This is a genomic window from Mycobacterium sp. IDUB_17 (assembly GCF_055419465.1).
On the sequence record NZ_JBVAXS010000010.1, the window covers coordinates 13,146 to 28,277 of the forward strand.

General features: G+C 66.9%; 14 protein-coding genes. 8 read left to right on the forward strand and 6 right to left on the reverse strand.

Translation table 11 applies throughout. The annotated features are described in order from the left end of the window. Nucleotides 1-13 precede the first annotated feature (13 nt). From ACZYZ7_RS30335 to ACZYZ7_RS30345, 3 genes are all read left to right on the forward strand, one after another. A complete protein-coding gene (locus tag ACZYZ7_RS30335; RefSeq protein WP_135452631.1) occupies nt 14-919 on the forward strand; it encodes a universal stress protein in 906 nt (301 codons plus the stop codon). After that, nucleotides 912-1,790, forward strand: a complete 879-nt coding sequence (locus tag ACZYZ7_RS30340; RefSeq protein WP_135452632.1) for a universal stress protein — start codon at nt 912-914, stop codon at nt 1,788-1,790. The genes ACZYZ7_RS30335 and ACZYZ7_RS30340 overlap by 8 nt, the downstream gene beginning before the upstream one ends. 83 nt (nt 1,791-1,873) lie before the next feature. Continuing rightward, nucleotides 1,874-2,317: an SRPBCC family protein gene (locus ACZYZ7_RS30345; protein WP_135452633.1), complete on the forward strand. Its 444-nt coding sequence runs from the start codon at nt 1,874-1,876 to the stop codon at nt 2,315-2,317. A 61-nt stretch (nt 2,318-2,378) separates the two neighbouring features. On the opposite strand, the gene ACZYZ7_RS30350 is transcribed toward ACZYZ7_RS30345, so the two are convergent. Further along, nucleotides 2,379-3,743 (reverse strand): hypothetical protein, encoded by a 1,365-nt coding sequence (locus ACZYZ7_RS30350; protein WP_450071103.1) that lies wholly within the window; start codon nt 3,741-3,743, stop codon nt 2,379-2,381. 457 nt (nt 3,744-4,200) lie between these two features. Here ACZYZ7_RS30350 and ACZYZ7_RS30355 point away from each other — a divergent pair, with 457 nt between their 5' ends. Then, nucleotides 4,201-5,118 carry a TIGR03564 family F420-dependent LLM class oxidoreductase gene (locus ACZYZ7_RS30355; protein WP_463742480.1) on the forward strand — a complete coding sequence of 306 codons (918 nt, stop codon included), beginning with the start codon at nt 4,201-4,203 and terminating at the stop codon, nt 5,116-5,118. Here ACZYZ7_RS30355 and ACZYZ7_RS30360 read toward each other — a convergent pair. Both ACZYZ7_RS30360 and ACZYZ7_RS30365 read right to left on the reverse strand, forming a co-directional pair. Next, nucleotides 5,115-6,674, reverse strand: coding sequence for a sensor domain-containing protein (locus ACZYZ7_RS30360; RefSeq protein ID WP_463742442.1), 1,560 nt, complete (start codon nt 6,672-6,674; stop codon nt 5,115-5,117). The two genes, ACZYZ7_RS30355 and ACZYZ7_RS30360, sit on opposite strands and share 4 nt — an antisense overlap. Next, nucleotides 6,671-7,021, reverse strand: coding sequence for a hypothetical protein (locus tag ACZYZ7_RS30365; RefSeq protein WP_463742443.1), 351 nt, complete (start codon nt 7,019-7,021; stop codon nt 6,671-6,673). Before ACZYZ7_RS30365 ends, ACZYZ7_RS30360 begins: the two co-directional genes overlap by 4 nt. A gap of 249 nt (nt 7,022-7,270) precedes the next feature. On the opposite strand from ACZYZ7_RS30365, the gene ACZYZ7_RS30370 reads away from it, so the two are divergent. After that, a complete protein-coding gene (locus ACZYZ7_RS30370) occupies nt 7,271-7,642 on the forward strand; it encodes a WhiB family transcriptional regulator (protein WP_353653665.1) in 372 nt (123 codons plus the stop codon). On the opposite strand, the gene ACZYZ7_RS30375 is transcribed toward ACZYZ7_RS30370, so the two are convergent. Then, a complete protein-coding gene (locus tag ACZYZ7_RS30375; RefSeq protein WP_450071100.1) occupies nt 7,639-8,805 on the reverse strand; it encodes a pyridoxal phosphate-dependent aminotransferase in 1,167 nt (388 codons plus the stop codon). The genes ACZYZ7_RS30370 and ACZYZ7_RS30375 overlap by 4 nt on opposite strands. A 144-nt stretch (nt 8,806-8,949) precedes the next feature. Between ACZYZ7_RS30375 and ACZYZ7_RS30380 the strand changes: the two genes are divergently transcribed. Beyond that, complete coding sequence (locus ACZYZ7_RS30380; protein ID WP_450071099.1) at nt 8,950-10,056, forward strand: alkene reductase; 1,107 nt, start codon at nt 8,950-8,952, stop codon at nt 10,054-10,056. Between the two features lie 47 nt (nt 10,057-10,103). Here ACZYZ7_RS30380 and ACZYZ7_RS30385 read toward each other — a convergent pair whose 3' ends face one another. Both ACZYZ7_RS30385 and ACZYZ7_RS30390 read right to left on the reverse strand, forming a co-directional pair. Continuing rightward, nucleotides 10,104-10,571, reverse strand: coding sequence for a hypothetical protein (locus ACZYZ7_RS30385; RefSeq protein ID WP_135452640.1), 468 nt, complete (start codon nt 10,569-10,571; stop codon nt 10,104-10,106). A gap of 195 nt (nt 10,572-10,766) precedes the next feature. After that, nucleotides 10,767-11,276 (reverse strand): hypothetical protein, encoded by a 510-nt coding sequence (locus tag ACZYZ7_RS30390; RefSeq protein ID WP_135452641.1) that lies wholly within the window; start codon nt 11,274-11,276, stop codon nt 10,767-10,769. Nucleotides 11,277-11,708: 432 nt separating this feature from the next. On the opposite strand from ACZYZ7_RS30390, the gene ACZYZ7_RS30395 reads away from it, so the two are divergent. Continuing rightward, a complete protein-coding gene (locus ACZYZ7_RS30395) occupies nt 11,709-12,920 on the forward strand; it encodes an acetyl-CoA C-acetyltransferase (RefSeq protein ID WP_450071098.1) in 1,212 nt (403 codons plus the stop codon). Between the two features lie 15 nt (nt 12,921-12,935). Further along, nucleotides 12,936-15,083: a 3-hydroxyacyl-CoA dehydrogenase NAD-binding domain-containing protein gene (locus ACZYZ7_RS30400; RefSeq protein WP_463742444.1), complete on the forward strand. Its 2,148-nt coding sequence runs from the start codon at nt 12,936-12,938 to the stop codon at nt 15,081-15,083. Nucleotides 15,084-15,132 lie beyond the last annotated feature (49 nt).

Sequence of the window (15,132 nt, forward strand, 5' to 3'; positions counted from 1 at the left end):
CCACGATGAAGGGGTGACTTCCTCGAACGCACCTGTAGTGGTTGGAATCGACGGCAGTGATGGCGCGCTCGATGCCGCCCGGTGGGCCGGCGCGGTCGCCGAGCGGTTCGGCGCTCCGCTGCGCATCGTGCACGCACTGCCGTCGGTCGGCCGCAATCTGACCCAGACCGCGGCCGCGTTCACCGCGGCGATGATGTCCTACCAACGCGACATGGCCGAGGCGTTCCTCAAGGCCGCAGATGAAGCCGTGCGCGGCGATCATCCCGGTCTGTCGGTGTCCACGGTCTCGTTCAACGAACCCGCCGACCAGGTGCTGATCGACGCCAGCGCCGATGCGCGCCTCGTCGTCCTCGGCGGCAAGAAGGTGACGCCCGCCGCGGCGCTGCTGCTCGGATCGACGGCGCTGGCCGTGGCGACGCGGGCGGCGTGCCCGGTGGTCGCCTTCCGCGGGGAGAAGGTGGCGCCCGGTGACGGTCCCGTCGTGGTCGGGGTGGACGACAGCCCCGCCGCGCAGGCCGCACTCGAGACGGCATTCGAGTTCGCCGATCGGTTCGGGCTGGCGGTCAACGCCGTGCGCTCGCTGTCGTTGGCCGCGCCCGCCGAGACCGGTGTCACCATCCCGCTGCTGATCGACTGGGATGGCGTGGAGGCCGCCGAACTGGCCGACCTCACCGAGACCGTCGACGTCCACAACAAGCGCCACTCGGGCGTCGATGCCAAGTGTTTCATCGAGCCGGACTCGCCCGGCAAGGCGCTGTTGAAGCATGTCGCCGACTCTGGGCTCGTAGTGGTCGGGTCCCGGGGCCGCAACGCACTGGCCGGTGTCCTGCTGGGTTCGACGAGCCTGAACCTGCTGCACCACAGTCCGGTGCCGGTGATGATCTGTCGTTCTGCACCACAAGGAGATTCGCATGAGTGACCATGACGTCCGGCACGGCATCGTCGTCGGGGTTGACGGGTCGCCCTCGTCGGACGCCGCCGTGGCCTGGGCGGCCCGCTCCGCCGTGTTGCGGGGCGTCGGGCTGACGCTGGTCCACGCGCTCCCGGGCGCTGCGTCACCGGTCTGGCTGGATGTCGCTTTGCCCCAGGACTATTGGGATTATCAGGACGAGCGCGGGCAGGAGGTCCTCGATGATGCGCGCCGTGTTGCGGTCGAGACTATTGCCGGCCAGCAGGAACCTCGGATCATCGCGAAAGCGGTTCCCGGACACGCGGTGGCCACGCTGATCGATTACTCGCGGCATGCCGATCTGGTGGTTGTGGGCTCCCGTGGCCTGAGTAAATGGGGACGCCGGTTGCTCGGCTCGGTCAGCTCGAGCCTGGCGGCTCACGCCCACGGTGCGGTCGCGGTGATCCCGGAAAGCGAACACCCGTCGGACGGGCCCGTGGTGGTCGGGGTCGACGGGTCGCGTGCCTCCGAATACGCCACCGAGATCGCCTTCGACGAGGCGTCGCGACGCGGTGTCGAGCTTGTGGTGGTGCATACCTGGACCGACCTCAACTTCGAGTTCCCCGACGTGAAGTGGGAAGACCTGAGCGCGGAAGCCGAACGTGCGCTCGCCGAGCAGCTAGCCGGCTGGTGCGAGCGATACCCCGATGTCACGGTGCGGCGCGTGGTCATGCCGGACAAGCCCGCCCGACAATTGCTGGCCCAGGCAGAGACCGCGCAGCTCGTGGTGGTCGGCAATCGTGGACGCGGCGGATTCACCGGAATGCTGCTCGGTTCGGTCAGCTCGGCAGTGGTTCATTCGTCCATATCGCCGGTGATCGTCGCGCGGCAACCCAGCTAATCAGTCCCGCGCTGCTTTCTCGCCGGCGGGTTGGCATCGCAGAACCACAGCCTTGGGCGGCACGCTTCGCTAGATTCGGAGGCGTGGCCGTGCAGGCATCACGCGAGGAGGTCTTCGACGCCTCGCCGGAGGCGATCATGGAGGTGCTCGCCGATGTCGACGCGCTGCCGTCCTGGTCTACGTTGCATCGTCACGTCAAGGTCGTCGATCGCTATCCCGACGGCAGGCCGCACCATGTCAAGGCAACGATGCGGTTGTTGGGCATCACCGACACGGAAATGCTCGAATTTCACTGGGGCGACTACTGGATGGTGTGGGATGCCGAGCCCAACCTGCAGCAGCGCGGCCAGCACGTCGAATACAACCTGATGCCCGAGTTGGACAGGACGCGGGTGCGGTTCGACATCATCGTCGACCTCGCGATGCCGGTCCCGGAGTTCCTCGTCAAGCGCGCGAGGAAACTCGTCCTCGACGTCGCCGTCGAGCGGTTGCGTCAGCGCGTCATGAGCAATTCGCGCCGGCAGTAACGCTCCAGCACGTCGGCCCCGCCTTGTGGAGGAAGGCGGGGCCGACGGCTAGGGGGTGTGGTTAGTCGCTGCCCTCGCTGGAGCCGCCGTTGCCTGCGCCGCTGTCGGTCTTCTTGGTGCCGGGCTTGGCGGGCTTGCTGATGCCCTTCTTGAGCCCGTCGCGGATCTTGGAGACCGTCGAATCCACGTTCTTGCCAACCGAATCGGCAGACTTCTTGATGTCGCCGCGAATCTTCTCGGCAGCCTTGGTGGACTGGACCTTGGCCGTGACGCGGGTGCTGCTGGTGTTGGTTGCGTCAGCGGCGGTGTCGGTCTTCTCTGTAACCGTGGTGCCGGCGTCGTCTGAAACCGTTGTGTTTTCGTTGGTTTCGGTGCTCGCGGGCTCCGTCTTGGTGTCCGCATCGGACACCGTGGTCTGCGAGTCGGTCTCGGTGGCCTTCTCGGTGACGACATTTTCGACCGGAGCCTCAGTCACTGCGGTCTTCACCGCGGTGTCGGTGGTGAGGTTGACCGTGACAGTGTTGGCCGTGGCCGACGGCAGGGCCGCTGGGCTTTCGGGGGCCACCGTGTCGGGCGCGGTGCGCAACGCCATCGGCGATGCGGGTGCCGGGGCGCCGAGTGCCTGCGCGATGGCCCGGCGCACCTGCACCATCACGCCGGCGATCGGGCCGGGCAACGGGGACGACGTGGGGCTTTCGGGCGTCAGGATTCCGGGCGTGTATTCAGTCCCGTTGATCAGGCCATTGAGAACCAAGGCCGGCGTGGCGATCAGGGCGTTCACCGCCGCGACTGCGTCGCCGGCTTTGACCGAGTCGACGAAGGACTGCAGGCCGACACCGAGCTGGCCGGCGGTGCTCGACATGATCTGCAGCGTGCCGAGCACGGTACCGAACAGCGTCATCGGGTTGGCGATGGTCTGGGCCACTTTGTAGAGGTTCCCGGTGATGCCGACGGTGATCGACGACAGCGACATCAGCGGCATCGCGATACCGATCGCCAGCCCGAACAGCGGATACACCATCTGCATGATGGCGTTGTCGATCCGGCCTTGGTCCAGTGCGGCTTTCACCCCGTCCGCGTACATGGGCACGTCTTTCACCCACTGCACCACACCATTGCCCATGCCCTGGACGATGGTGCCGATCGTTTGGGCGTAGCCGGCCCCGTTGTGCAGCATCTGGCTCAGGATCGGCGCGGGGTCGGCAAGGATCTGCTCGGCCAGCGTCGTTGCGCTGACCCCGGTGTTGGTGAACAGCTTCACCCAGGCGTCCAGTGGATCGATCGAGGCGGTTAGCTGAACTGCCGTCGACTGGATTGCCGGCGCGGGTAGATCCGCGGGGATCGCCGATATCGGCGTGAGCGCGATAGCGCTGGCGCTGACCAGGGCGACTCCCGCCGCGAGCGGTGAGCGAAGTGTGACTGGCATCTAGTCCCTTTCGGTGGGTGATCTTGGACACGGGGAGAGTACCTGAGAAATCCCTTAAATCCGCAAAATTGGAACGTGTTCGTACCGGCCGGTCCTGGCGAGATATTTTCGTCAGCGTCTGCCAATTTATTGCTGCTCATACCGGTTGAGTTGCCACGGGCGCATCAACTACGAGGGCTTGCATCCATCGGTCGGCGGCGGATCAAGGTCGTTGCGTTTGGAAGTTTGATAGCCGCTTGTCAGGCGACAGGTATCCAGACCTGCTGATCTTGATGGGGGGTCGGTGGCAAATTATTTGCTGGGCTAAATCGCGGGCGGCCGGGGGGCCGGCCGATTAGCTGAGCCTTTCCAAGGTGTAGCCGAGGATCCCGGAAGAAGTTTGCTGATGGCTGTCGCGGGTATGGCGCAGCGTGAGCGGAAAGGAATAGCCCAGACGGCCGTGCCGGTTGGTGCCGGTATGCCGACCGGAGTCGTCCTCCCCCTGAACCCGTCCGCCCCCAACGTCGTCGACGCCGCGATCTCACAGGCCCGCACCGCGTCCGCGGCCGGGGTCCGTCAGATCTGGCTCGCCCAGCAATTCGACGTCGACGCCATCACGCTGGCCGCGTTGATCGGGGCTGCGGTGCCCGGTCTCGGCGTGGGCACCTCGGTGGTGCCGCTCAATCCCCGTCACCCCTTACTGGTGGCGTCCGCCGCGCAGACCGCGCAGGCCGCCGCGCACGGCAACTTCACTCTGGGGCTCGGATTGGGTTCGCACGCACCCGAACACCGGGCCTTCGGCACGGTGTGGCCCGATCCGGTGGGCCGGCTACGGGAACATCTGCAGGTGCTCCGCGCGATCCTTCACGATGGTGCGGTCGACTTCCACGGCACCGAGTTCACCGCGAGCCCGGAGTGGCCCGTGCACGTGGCCGGCGGTGCTCCCGTCCCGGTGTACGTCGCCGCGATGGGGCCCAAAGCCCTTCGCGTGACAGGTGAATTGGCCGATGGGACATTGCCGTACCTCGCCGGACCGCGCACAGTGGGGGAGTTCATCGTGCCGACGATCACCGCGGCGGCCGCCGCGGTGGGCCGGGCGCAACCGAAGGTGGTGGCCATGGTGCCGGCGCTCGTCGCCGATGACGCGGACGCTGCCCGCGACGCCGCCGCGCAGCGACTGGAATTCTACGAGAGCATTCCGTCTTATCGGAAAGTCATTGCCCGCGAACAGGTTTCCAGCGTCGCCGAACTGGCGGCCGTCGGGTCACCGGAACAGGTCCGCGCGCAGTTGCAGCGCTATCTCGACGCCGGTGCCACCGATGTGGTGCTCAGTCCGATCCGGACCGAGCCGGAGGATCTGGCCGCGTTGTGGGCAGTGGCCGCCGCGCTGCCCTAGTAGTCGGTGGGAATGCGCTCCCGCAGGGAGTAGGCGACGGCGACCGCACGCGATGGTTCCTCGGCGCCGCACAGGTCGACCGCGACGACGATGTTGGATTTGGCGGTCAGGGCTTGGGTGCAGTCCGGGATCGTGCTCGACGGCGCCGAATCCGGCACCGACAGAATGCCTTCCTGCACTACACGTGCTCCGAGGGTGCGGGGCTGAGCCTCGCCATGACGGTTCACCGCGGCTGTCTTGCCCGCGCAGTAACCCCAGTGGTCCTGGACCGAGGCCATGAAATTCGTGGCCTCGGCGGGGTTGGCGAATCTCATGGCCCGTTGCCGCAACCACACCGGGCCGGAAGTGGTTCCACCGGTGAACTCGCGTTCCCGCGCGGCCGGTACATCTGCCGGGTACGGCGGCAGCGCTGCGGGGATTCCCGATGGATCGCCCTCGGGTACACAACCTTTCGGCGGAGTGGAGTCACCGGTGGCAGGCGCGGCATCGGAGTTGGTGTCCGGGCCGGTGGCCTTCAGGCTGCCGGCACCGACGGTCGTCTGTACGGCCTCGGGTCCGAGCAGAATGGGTTCGAGGTCGGGCTGCCCGAAAGTACGTACGACTTCGGGGCATTGCCAGTACGGGTCGATACTGGGTCCTTTCGCGACGGGAGTCGCGTTCACCACGCCGGTGATGCGGTGTGTCGCGTCGGGCGTCACGGTGATGGAGTAACCCTGTTCCCGTGACCATCTGGCCGGCACCAGAACGTAACGCCCGCCGTGCGCTTCGAGGACGCGCAGGCATTGGTATCGGTAGACCGGTGGGGCGGGTGGGCCTTGGGAGGGCAGCACTGTCGTCTTGACCATGCTGCCCGGCAGGTCCAGCGTCTCAGTGGTGTCGAGTTGCACTGCGGTGTAATCACCGTCGGCGGCCCACAGCTGTGTCGAGGCGAACGCGCCGTGGCCCTTGCCCTGGTCGACGGCGTACAGGTCGGTGACCCAGAACAGCGCCACCACCAGGCCCGTGGCCGCCAGGACGAGCAGTGCTCGCTCGGCAATCTTGGGTAGCCGGCCCAAGCCGGTGAGGGTCAGAGTCCAGTAGCCGGTGGCCGGTAGCGTGATGCCGGCGGCGATTGCCACCGCCATGTGCATTTGGGTGGGGTTGTCGACTATCCATTTGATCAGGTTGCGCTCGGACGCCAGCCAGACCACGGCGACGGTCAAGCTCACTGCGCCGAAGCCCGCGAATAGCCATGCGATGGTGCGCAACAACGTGATTCGGCGCCCCGTGGCGGCCCAGTGCCGGAACGCGACCACAAGGACCACCAGCACCGCGAGGACGATCAACACGCGCAGGGCTGCGAAGAAGAAGAGTCCCACTGTGGTGACGGCATAGTCGGCCGACGTGTAACCCAGAGTCGACGGATCGACACCGAAATACTGCAACTTGCTTCGGATGAAGAGCAGGCCGAAGAAGTAACACAGCCCGGTGATCAGTGATGTCGGTGCGACGACCAGGGCCGCCAGGCTCAGCCACCGCTCCGCGGACTGGGTGAGCGATTTCGTCTCGTCGCTCACGCCGGCGGCGCCTGCGTGGTGGGCGGAACCGTCGTTGTCGTGGTGATCGTCGGGGTGGGCAATGTAGTGGTGGTCTCCGGGACCGTAAGAGTGGTGGTGGTCGAGGTCGTGGTGGTGGTGTATCCACCGCTGCCGTCGTTGGTGGTGGTGGGTGGCCTGTGGGTGGTGGGCGGTCCAGACGGGGTCGTCGAAGTCGTGGGCAGGGTCACGCTCCCACTCGCCGGTGGCGGCGGCGGTGGCGGGTCCGTGTGGTCCGCCGATCCGCTACAGGCCACCGCGAGCACCGCCGACGCGACGATCGCAGTCAGGCCGGCAGCGCGCCCAAGCGTTGTCGATCCGAGCTTCATTACGCCTCCCACCAGTGTTTTTACGATGGTGGCAAATTTGGTGAGGCTGCGCGCGAGTATCGGCCTACTCGAATTGCCGACGCCCTCGGCGGCGACGGCCATATCACTTGATCGCCGGCAGCGTGCCGAAATGGCGCGACAAAGTGTCGCGATCTGCGGTCGATTCCTTACACGATGACAACGTGCCGGCTCCGGCTCGGCTGGCAGCATGGCAGGCCACACGCCACTTCCCCCAAAGGAGTGAACGCCTTGTCCCGCACGCTTTTCGACAGCCGACCACCGCTGGAACTCGTTGCGCGACAAGCGATACGCGATACCGTCGCCACGCGTCCGGCGATCCCGGTCCACCGCTCTCCCCGCAACCTGCCACCACCCGCGCTCGACGAGTGGAGCTGGCAGCTGCACGGGCGCTGCCGGGACCATCCGGCAGAGGCGTTCTTCCCGGACCAGGTCCGGGGGCGCCAGCTGCGCAAGCGGGAGGATGCCGCCAAGGCGATCTGCCGGGATTGCCCTGTGCTGGCCCGGTGTCGCGATCATGCCCTGGCCGCCCCGGAGCCGTACGGCATCTGGGGTGCGATGACGGCCAGAGAGCGCGCCATCGTGTTGAGCGACGAAGGCTAGCCCCGTAACATGCCGAGGCGGCGGATCGCCTCTTCCATGGTGTCGTCGCGCTTACAGAAAGCGAAGCGCACCAAGTGATTCCACAGATCGGCGTGCGGAGCCTCCGGGTCGCAGAACGCCGACATCGGGATCGCGGCCACCCCGGCCCGATGCGGCAACTCGGCACAGAACTGCGTGCTGTCCGAATATCCGAGCGGCCGTGGGTCGGCGCACAGAAAGTACGTGCCGCGGCTGTCGTGTACCTCGAACCCGATGTCGGCCAGTGCATTGCCCAGCCGGTCGCGTTTGGCCTCGAATGACTGGCGCAGGTCGGCCACCCAGCCGTCCTCGTGGTTGAGTGCGTGGGCCACCGCGGGCTGGAACGGGCCGCCCCCCACATAGCTCAGATATTGCTTGGCGGCACGGACCCCGGCGATGAGTTCGGCCGGCCCGCAGGCCCAGCCGATCTTCCAGCCGGTGACGTTGAACATCTTGGCCGCGCTGGAGATGGTCACCGTGCGCTCCGCCATGCCGGGATATCCGGCCAGCGGCAGGTGCTCGACACCGAACACCAACTGCTCGTACACCTCGTCGGTGATCACCAGCAGGTCGCGTTCGATGGCCAGCGCCGCGATGGCGCGCAACTCGGCATCGGAGGCCACCGCGCCGGTCGGATTGTGCGGGGAGTTGAGGATCAATGCGCGGGTCTTGGGCGTCACGGCCCGGCGTAAACCTTCTACGTCGATCACGAAACCGGCACCGTCGGCGAGCAGCGGCACGGCCCTACGGACACACCCGGCCATCGCGATCACGGGGGAGTACGAGTCGTAGAACGGCTCGATCACCAGTACCTCCGAGCCCGGCTCGACCAGGCCGAGGACCGATGCGGCGATGGCCTCGGTGGCGCCGACGGTCACCAGCACCTCGGTGTCCGGGTCGTAACTGATGCCGTAGTGGCGTTTGCGCTGGGCGGCGATCGCGTCGCGCAACTCGGGGATGCCGAGGCCGGGCGGGTACTGGTTGTGGCCTTCGGCGATGGCGTTCTGCGCCACCTTGAGCATCTCGGCCGGGCCGTCCTCGTCGGGAAAGCCTTGCCCGAGGTTGACCGCGCCCAGTCGGCCGGCCAGTGCAGACATCTCCGCGAAGATCGTCACGGCGAAGGGCTGCAGTCTGTGCACGGTCATGAGCGTCGAGCGTAGGCGTGGTTGCGCGCCGAGACTGCGGTGAGATCGCGAAATTCGGCGAATCCGCGATCTGGACGCAGGCTCGGCGGCCTGGACGCAGGCTCGGCGGGAATGATCCGGCCGCGCCCGACGCTTTAGAGCGGCGTGACCTACAAAATGAACGCCGACGCCGCATTGCTGCAGCCGATCCAGGTCGGCGACACCGCCGCTGCCAACCGTCTGTTCATGGCACCGCTGACGCGTTCGCGCGCCGACGCCGATGGCACCCCGTCGCCGCTGGCCGCGCAGTACTACTCACAGCGCGCCGGTGCGGGCCTGATCATCAGCGAGGCTACCGCCGTCGCCGAGACCGCCAACGGTGCCTACATGAACACCCCGGGCATCTACACCGACCGCCACCAGCACGGCTGGGCCGAGATCGCGGAATCCGTGCACGCCGCGGGCGGCAAGATGTTCGTTCAGCTGTGGCACGTCGGCCGGATGGCCCACCCCGACATCAGTGGCGTCGAGCCCGTCGCTCCCTCGGCGATCGCGGCCGATGTGGTTACCCACACCCCCACCGGTAAGAAGCCGCTGCAGACGCCGCGCGCGCTCGACGCCGCGGAGATCCCGGAGATCGTCGAGCAGTTCCGGGCCGCCGCCCGACGCGCGATCGACGCCGGGATGGACGGCGTGGAGATCCACGGTGCCAACGGCTACCTGCTGCACCAGTTCGCCTCCGATGTGGTCAACCAGCGCACCGATGCCTACGGCGGTTCGCCGGAGAACCGGGCCCGCCTGACCTCCGAGGTGGTCGAGGCCGTCGTCGACGAGATCGGCGCGGGCCGGGTCGGGCTGCGCATCTCGCCCGGGAACACCGCCGGGGGCATGCAGGAGAACGACACCGTCGGCACCTACGAGGCGTTGTTGGAGCGCATCGCGCCGCTCGGGTTGGCCTACCTGCACGTGCTCATCGACCCGGCGTCGCGGGCCTTCGGTGTCATCCGCGCCCTGTGGTCGGGGGCATTCGTGCTCAACACCGGCCGCGCCGACGGTACCGACTTCTCCCTGCTGGAGGGTTATGCACAGTGGGGCGCGATCAGCGCGTACGCGGTCGGGCGGGCGTTCCTGGCCAACCCGGACCTGATCGACCGGCTGATCCTGGGTGCCGAGCTCAACGAGCCCGACATGGCGACGTTCTATGCGCCTGGACCCGTGGGCTATACGGACTATCCGACGCTGATCGAGATCGAGGAGCCTCGCTCGGCCTGACGGCTTCTACCGCACGTTGATTCTGCGGTGAAGGCGCAAAAGTGTGGTCAGTCCGTCTCGACCTCGGTCGCGCTAGACAAGTCCTCGATGGCGACCGGCGCCGACCCGGTGAAACGCACCCCGATGCCGAACTCCTCGCCCATTGCGAGGCCGCACTCGGCGAAGCGGATCATCCAGGAACCGTCGGCCCAGATGATCGCCTCGGGCATGTCGAACGGCGCCTCCGGCCCGTCGAGCCGTTCGCGGTCCACCGAGTCGAGCGCCCACACAGGATCGGTGAGCTCGGCGACGAGATAGCGCGAAGCGGCGGCTGCGAGCCCGTCAAATCCGGCGATCGCCTCCGCAGCGGAGTCGACGGCCGCATCCGTCGGCGGTCCTGCCGGTTCCACGACGATGCTGACCGTGCGCGGTTCGTCACCGGGCAGAGCGGCCGACCAGCAGACAAGCTCCTCCGAGAGTCCGATGCGGTCCAGCACGGTACCCCGCACCTCGACTTCCTCGGGTAGGTCGTTCATGCGGCAAGTCAACCTCAGTAGCTTCTGGCTCTGTGGCTCAGGTCTACGTCAACGCGGAGTGACGAGCGATCGGCGTGTAGCGCGACGTGAACGTGTCCGTGGCTTGCAGGCACTGGTGCTTGACGCCGGAGCGCCTCGGGTCTCGGTGGCGTGCCGGCGGATCTCAGCCTCGAGCGGATCCGGATGAGCTGTGGGTCAGAGACGGGCAGGTCTCAGCGGCTCAATGACCTGGGCCTCGGAGCGCTCGCGCAGCTTGAGAAGCGCCTCGTCAAGGCTCGAGCCGAGTAGGTGGAGGGTGTTCATGCCGCGCGATTCCCACACCGGAAACTCCTCGTCGGCATGGCGGCTTGCGACGTCCCAGAGGAGAAGGTCGCCGTTCTCGCTCCAGCCGAAGACTTCGAGTCGTTCGGCGAGGTCCCAGCTACCGTCGGGCTCGATCATCCAGTCGAATTCCTCCTCTTCGCCGTCGCGGAAGACCGTGTGGAAGTGCTCGGTGAGGTTTGCTGCACGGGCCCGCCCGTCTGCGAAACCGGGTTGCACGGGCGGGTAGATGAGCCACAGGCCGAACGTGCGGGCCCAGCCGCAGGAGCGAACAAACTCGCGGTAACTCTGGGGGTACCCGCTACCGTCCGGGAAACGGAACGAATCGAGTGCCTCGAAGTCGACATGCTCGTGCGAGGGGGATTCAGGCGCGGGGACACTCATGACTCGATTATGGTCGGGTTGCTGGAGCCACGTCCCTGGAGCCAGATGGAGTGAAGGCGGCGACCGTCAGTCCCACACCAGGAACACGATGCGTTCGCGTCCGGACACCTGCAGGGATCCGGCAGCACTCCTCGAGCGACTTCCGCGTTCGACTCGATGATTCCGTCGCTCTGCAGCGACTCGGTATCGAGCCGGGCCTCCAGGCCGACCGCGGACGCCGTGGTCGCGCGATGACGATCGATTCGGGGCACACGTCGCCGTTCTCCTCGTCCGTCTCGGTGTCCTAATGCAGCCCGACAGGAGATGCTGAGCACAGGCCCAACCAACGGGTTGGGCGAGCCTGTTAGGCTGCGGTCAGCGTGCTGCCCACATTCGCTGGGCGGTTCCACAACCCAACCTGAACCTGGACGCCGATACGGCAGGGGAGCAGACATGTCCGAAGAAGCCTTCATCTACGAGGCGATCCGTACGCCCCGTGGCAAGCAGCGCGGCGGCGCACTCAACGAGATCAAGCCGGTCAACCTGGTTGTCGGCCTGATCGAGGAGATCCGCAGCCGTTACCCCGACCTGGACGAGACGCTGATCAGCGACGTCATCCTGGGCGTGGTGTCCCCGGTCGGGGACCAGGGCGGCGACATCGCCCGCACCGCCGGTCTGGTGGCCAAGCTGCCCGAGACCACCGGTGGTTTCCAGCTCAACCGCTTCTGCGCGTCGGGCCTGGAGGCAGTCAACCTGGCCGCCCAGAAGGTCCGTTCCGGCTGGGACGACCTGGTGCTGGCAGGCGGCGTCGAGTCGATGAGCCGCGTTCCGATGGGCTCCGACGGCGGCGCCTGGGCGTCAGACCCGGAGACCAACTACCGCATCGGTTTCGTCCCGCAGGGCATCGGCGCCGACCTGATCGCCACCATCGAGGGCTTCTCCCGCGACGACGTCGACGCCTACGCGGCGCGGTCGCAGGAGCGCGCGGCGGCGGCCTGGTCCGGCGGCTACTTCGCCAAGTCGGTCGTCCCGGTCAAGGATCAGAACGGCCTCGTCGTCCTGGACCACGACGAGCACATGCGCCCCGGCACCACCGCGGCTGACCTGGGCAAGCTGAAGTCCGCGTTCGAGGGCCTTGGCGCCATGGGCGGCTTCGACGACGTGGCGCTGCAGAAGTACCACTACGTCGAGAAGATCAACCACGTCCATACCGGCGGCAACAGCTCGGGCATCGTCGACGGTGCCGGCCTGGTGCTGATCGGGTCAGAAAGCGCAGGGAAGGCTCAGAATCTCACCCCGCGCGCCCGCGTCGTGGCCACCGCCACCAGCGGCGCCGACCCGGTCATCATGCTCACCGGCCCCACCCCGGCCACCCAGAAGGTGCTCGACCGTGCCGGCCTGACCGTCGATGACATCGACCTGTTCGAGCTCAACGAGGCCTTCGCCTCCGTGGTGCTGAAGTTCCAGAAGGACCTCAACATCCCCGACGAGAAGCTCAACGTCAACGGTGGCGCCATCGCGATGGGCCACCCGCTCGGCGCCACCGGCGCCATGATCACCGGAACCATGGTCGACGAGCTCGAGCGTCGTGGCGCTCGGCGTGCCCTGATCACGCTGTGCATCGGCGGCGGCATGGGCGTGGCCACCATCATCGAGCGCGTCTGAGAGGGTTGAGAATCAATGGCTGAGAACACCATTCAGTGGGACAAGGATGCCGACGGCATCGTCACCCTGACGTTGGACGACCCGACCGGTTCGGCCAACGTGATGAACGAGCACTACAAGGAATCCATGCGCAACGCCGTGGACCGCCTTGTGGCCGAGCAGGATTCGATCACCGGTGTGGTCATCACCAGCGCGAAGAAGACCTTCTTCGCCGGTGGCGACCTCAAGGCGATGATCAACATCGGGCCCGACAATGCCCAGGAAGCCTTCGACACGGTCGAAGGCGTGAAGGCCGACCTGCGCAAGCTGGAGACCTTCCCCAAGCCCGTCGTCGCGGCCATCAACGGCGCCGCCCTCGGTGGCGGCCTGGAGATCGCGCTGGCGTGTAATCACCGCATCGCCGCGGACGTCAAGGGCAGCCAGCTCGGTCTGCCCGAGGTCACCCTGGGCCTGCTGCCCGGCGGTGGCGGCGTGACCCGCACCGTGCGCATGTTCGGCATCCAGAAGGCCTTCATGGAGGTCCTGAGCCAGGGCACCCGGTTCAACCCCGCCAAGGCCAAGGAGGTGGGCCTGGTCAACGAGCTCGTCGGCTCGGTCGACGAATTGATCCCCGCCGCCAAGGCATGGATCAAGGCCAACCCCGAGGCCGGCACGCAGCCGTGGGATGTCAAGGGCTACAAGATCCCTGGTGGCACCCCGTCCAGCCCGGCGCTCGCCGCGATCCTGCCGTCCTTCCCGGCCCTGCTGAAGAAGCAGCTCAAGGGCGCCCCGATGCCCGCACCGCGGGCCATCTTGGACGCCGCTGTCGAGGGTGCGCAGGTCGACTTCGACACCGCCAGCCGCATCGAGAGCCGTTACTTCACCTCGCTGGTCACCGGCCAGACCGCCAAGAACATGATTCAGGCGTTCTTCCTGGACCTGCAGGCCATCAACGGCGGCGCATCGCGGCCCGAGGGCATCGCCAAGCAGGAGATCAAGAAGATCGGTGTGCTGGGCGCGGGCATGATGGGCGCCGGTATCGCCTACGTGTCGGCCAAGGCCGGTTACGACGTCGTCCTCAAGGACGTCACGCAGGAAGCCGCTGACAAGGGCAAGGCGTACTCGGAAGGCATCGAGGCCAAGGCGCTCAAGCGTGGCAAGACCACCGAAGAGAAGTCTGCGGCTCTGCTCGCCAAGATCACCCCGACCGCCGATCCGCAGGATCTCAAGGGCGTCGACTTCGTGATCGAGGCCGTCTTCGAGAACCAGGAACTCAAGCACAAGGTGTTCCAGGAGATCGAGGACATCGTCGAGCCCAACGCGCTGCTCGGCTCGAACACCTCCACGCTGCCGATCACCGGTCTGGCGACCGGCGTGAAGCGCCAGGAGGACTTCATCGGAATCCACTTCTTCTCGCCGGTCGACAAGATGCCGCTGGTGGAGATCATCAAGGGCGAGAAGACCTCTGACGAGGCCCTGGCCCGGGTGTTCGACTACACCCTGGCGATCCGCAAGACCCCGGTCGTGGTCAACGACAGCCGCGGCTTCTTCACCTCGCGCGTGATCGGCACCTTCGTCAACGAGGCGCTGGCCATGCTGGGCGAGGGTGTCGAGCCCGCGTCGATCGAGCAGGCGGGTTCGCAGGCCGGTTACCCGGCTGCGCCGCTGCAGCTCTCGGATGAGCTCAACCTGGAGCTCATGCACAAGATCGCCGTCGCCACCCGTGAAGGTGTCGAGGCTGCCGGTGGCACCCACGTGCCGCACCCGGCAGAGGCCGTCGTGGAGAAGATGATCGAGCTCGGCCGCCCGTCGCGTCTGAAGGGTGCCGGCTTCTACGAGTACGTCGACGGCAAGCGGACCCAGCTGTGGCCCGGCCTGCGCGAGGCATTCAACTCCGGGTCCTCGCAGCCGCCGCTGCAGGACATGATCGACCGCATGCTGTTCGCCGAGGCGCTGGAGACCCAGAAGTGCATCGACGAGGGCGTGCTCACCTCGACCGCTGATGCCAACATCGGCTCGATCATGGGTATCGGCTTCCCGCCGTACACCGGTGGTTCGGCCCAGTTCATCGTCGGCTACGAGGGCCCCGGTGGCGTCGGCAAGGCGGCGTTCGTCGCCCGCGCCAAGGAACTGGCCGCCAAGTACGGCGACCGCTTCCTGCCCCCGGCCTCGCTGGAGAGCTAAGCGCGAAACGTCAAAAGCCCCCGGCGCAAGCCGGGGGCTTTTGCGTGCG

Coding starts and splice junctions, on each gene's coding strand:
- ACZYZ7_RS30340 (WP_135452632.1), top strand. CDS start 912: ATGAGTGACCATGACGTCCGGCACGGCATCGTCGTCGGGGTTGACGGG.
- ACZYZ7_RS30350 (WP_450071103.1), bottom strand. CDS start 3,743: ATGCCAGTCACACTTCGCTCACCGCTCGCGGCGGGAGTCGCCCTGGTC.
- ACZYZ7_RS30355 (WP_463742480.1), top strand. CDS start 4,201: ATGCCGACCGGAGTCGTCCTCCCCCTGAACCCGTCCGCCCCCAACGTC.
- ACZYZ7_RS30365 (WP_463742443.1), bottom strand. CDS start 7,021: ATGAAGCTCGGATCGACAACGCTTGGGCGCGCTGCCGGCCTGACTGCG.
- ACZYZ7_RS30375 (WP_450071100.1), bottom strand. CDS start 8,805: ATGACCGTGCACAGACTGCAGCCCTTCGCCGTGACGATCTTCGCGGAG.
- ACZYZ7_RS30385 (WP_135452640.1), bottom strand. CDS start 10,571: ATGAACGACCTACCCGAGGAAGTCGAGGTGCGGGGTACCGTGCTGGAC.
- ACZYZ7_RS30390 (WP_135452641.1), bottom strand. CDS start 11,276: ATGAGTGTCCCCGCGCCTGAATCCCCCTCGCACGAGCATGTCGACTTC.
- ACZYZ7_RS30395 (WP_450071098.1), top strand. CDS start 11,709: ATGTCCGAAGAAGCCTTCATCTACGAGGCGATCCGTACGCCCCGTGGC.
- ACZYZ7_RS30400 (WP_463742444.1), top strand. CDS start 12,936: ATGGCTGAGAACACCATTCAGTGGGACAAGGATGCCGACGGCATCGTC.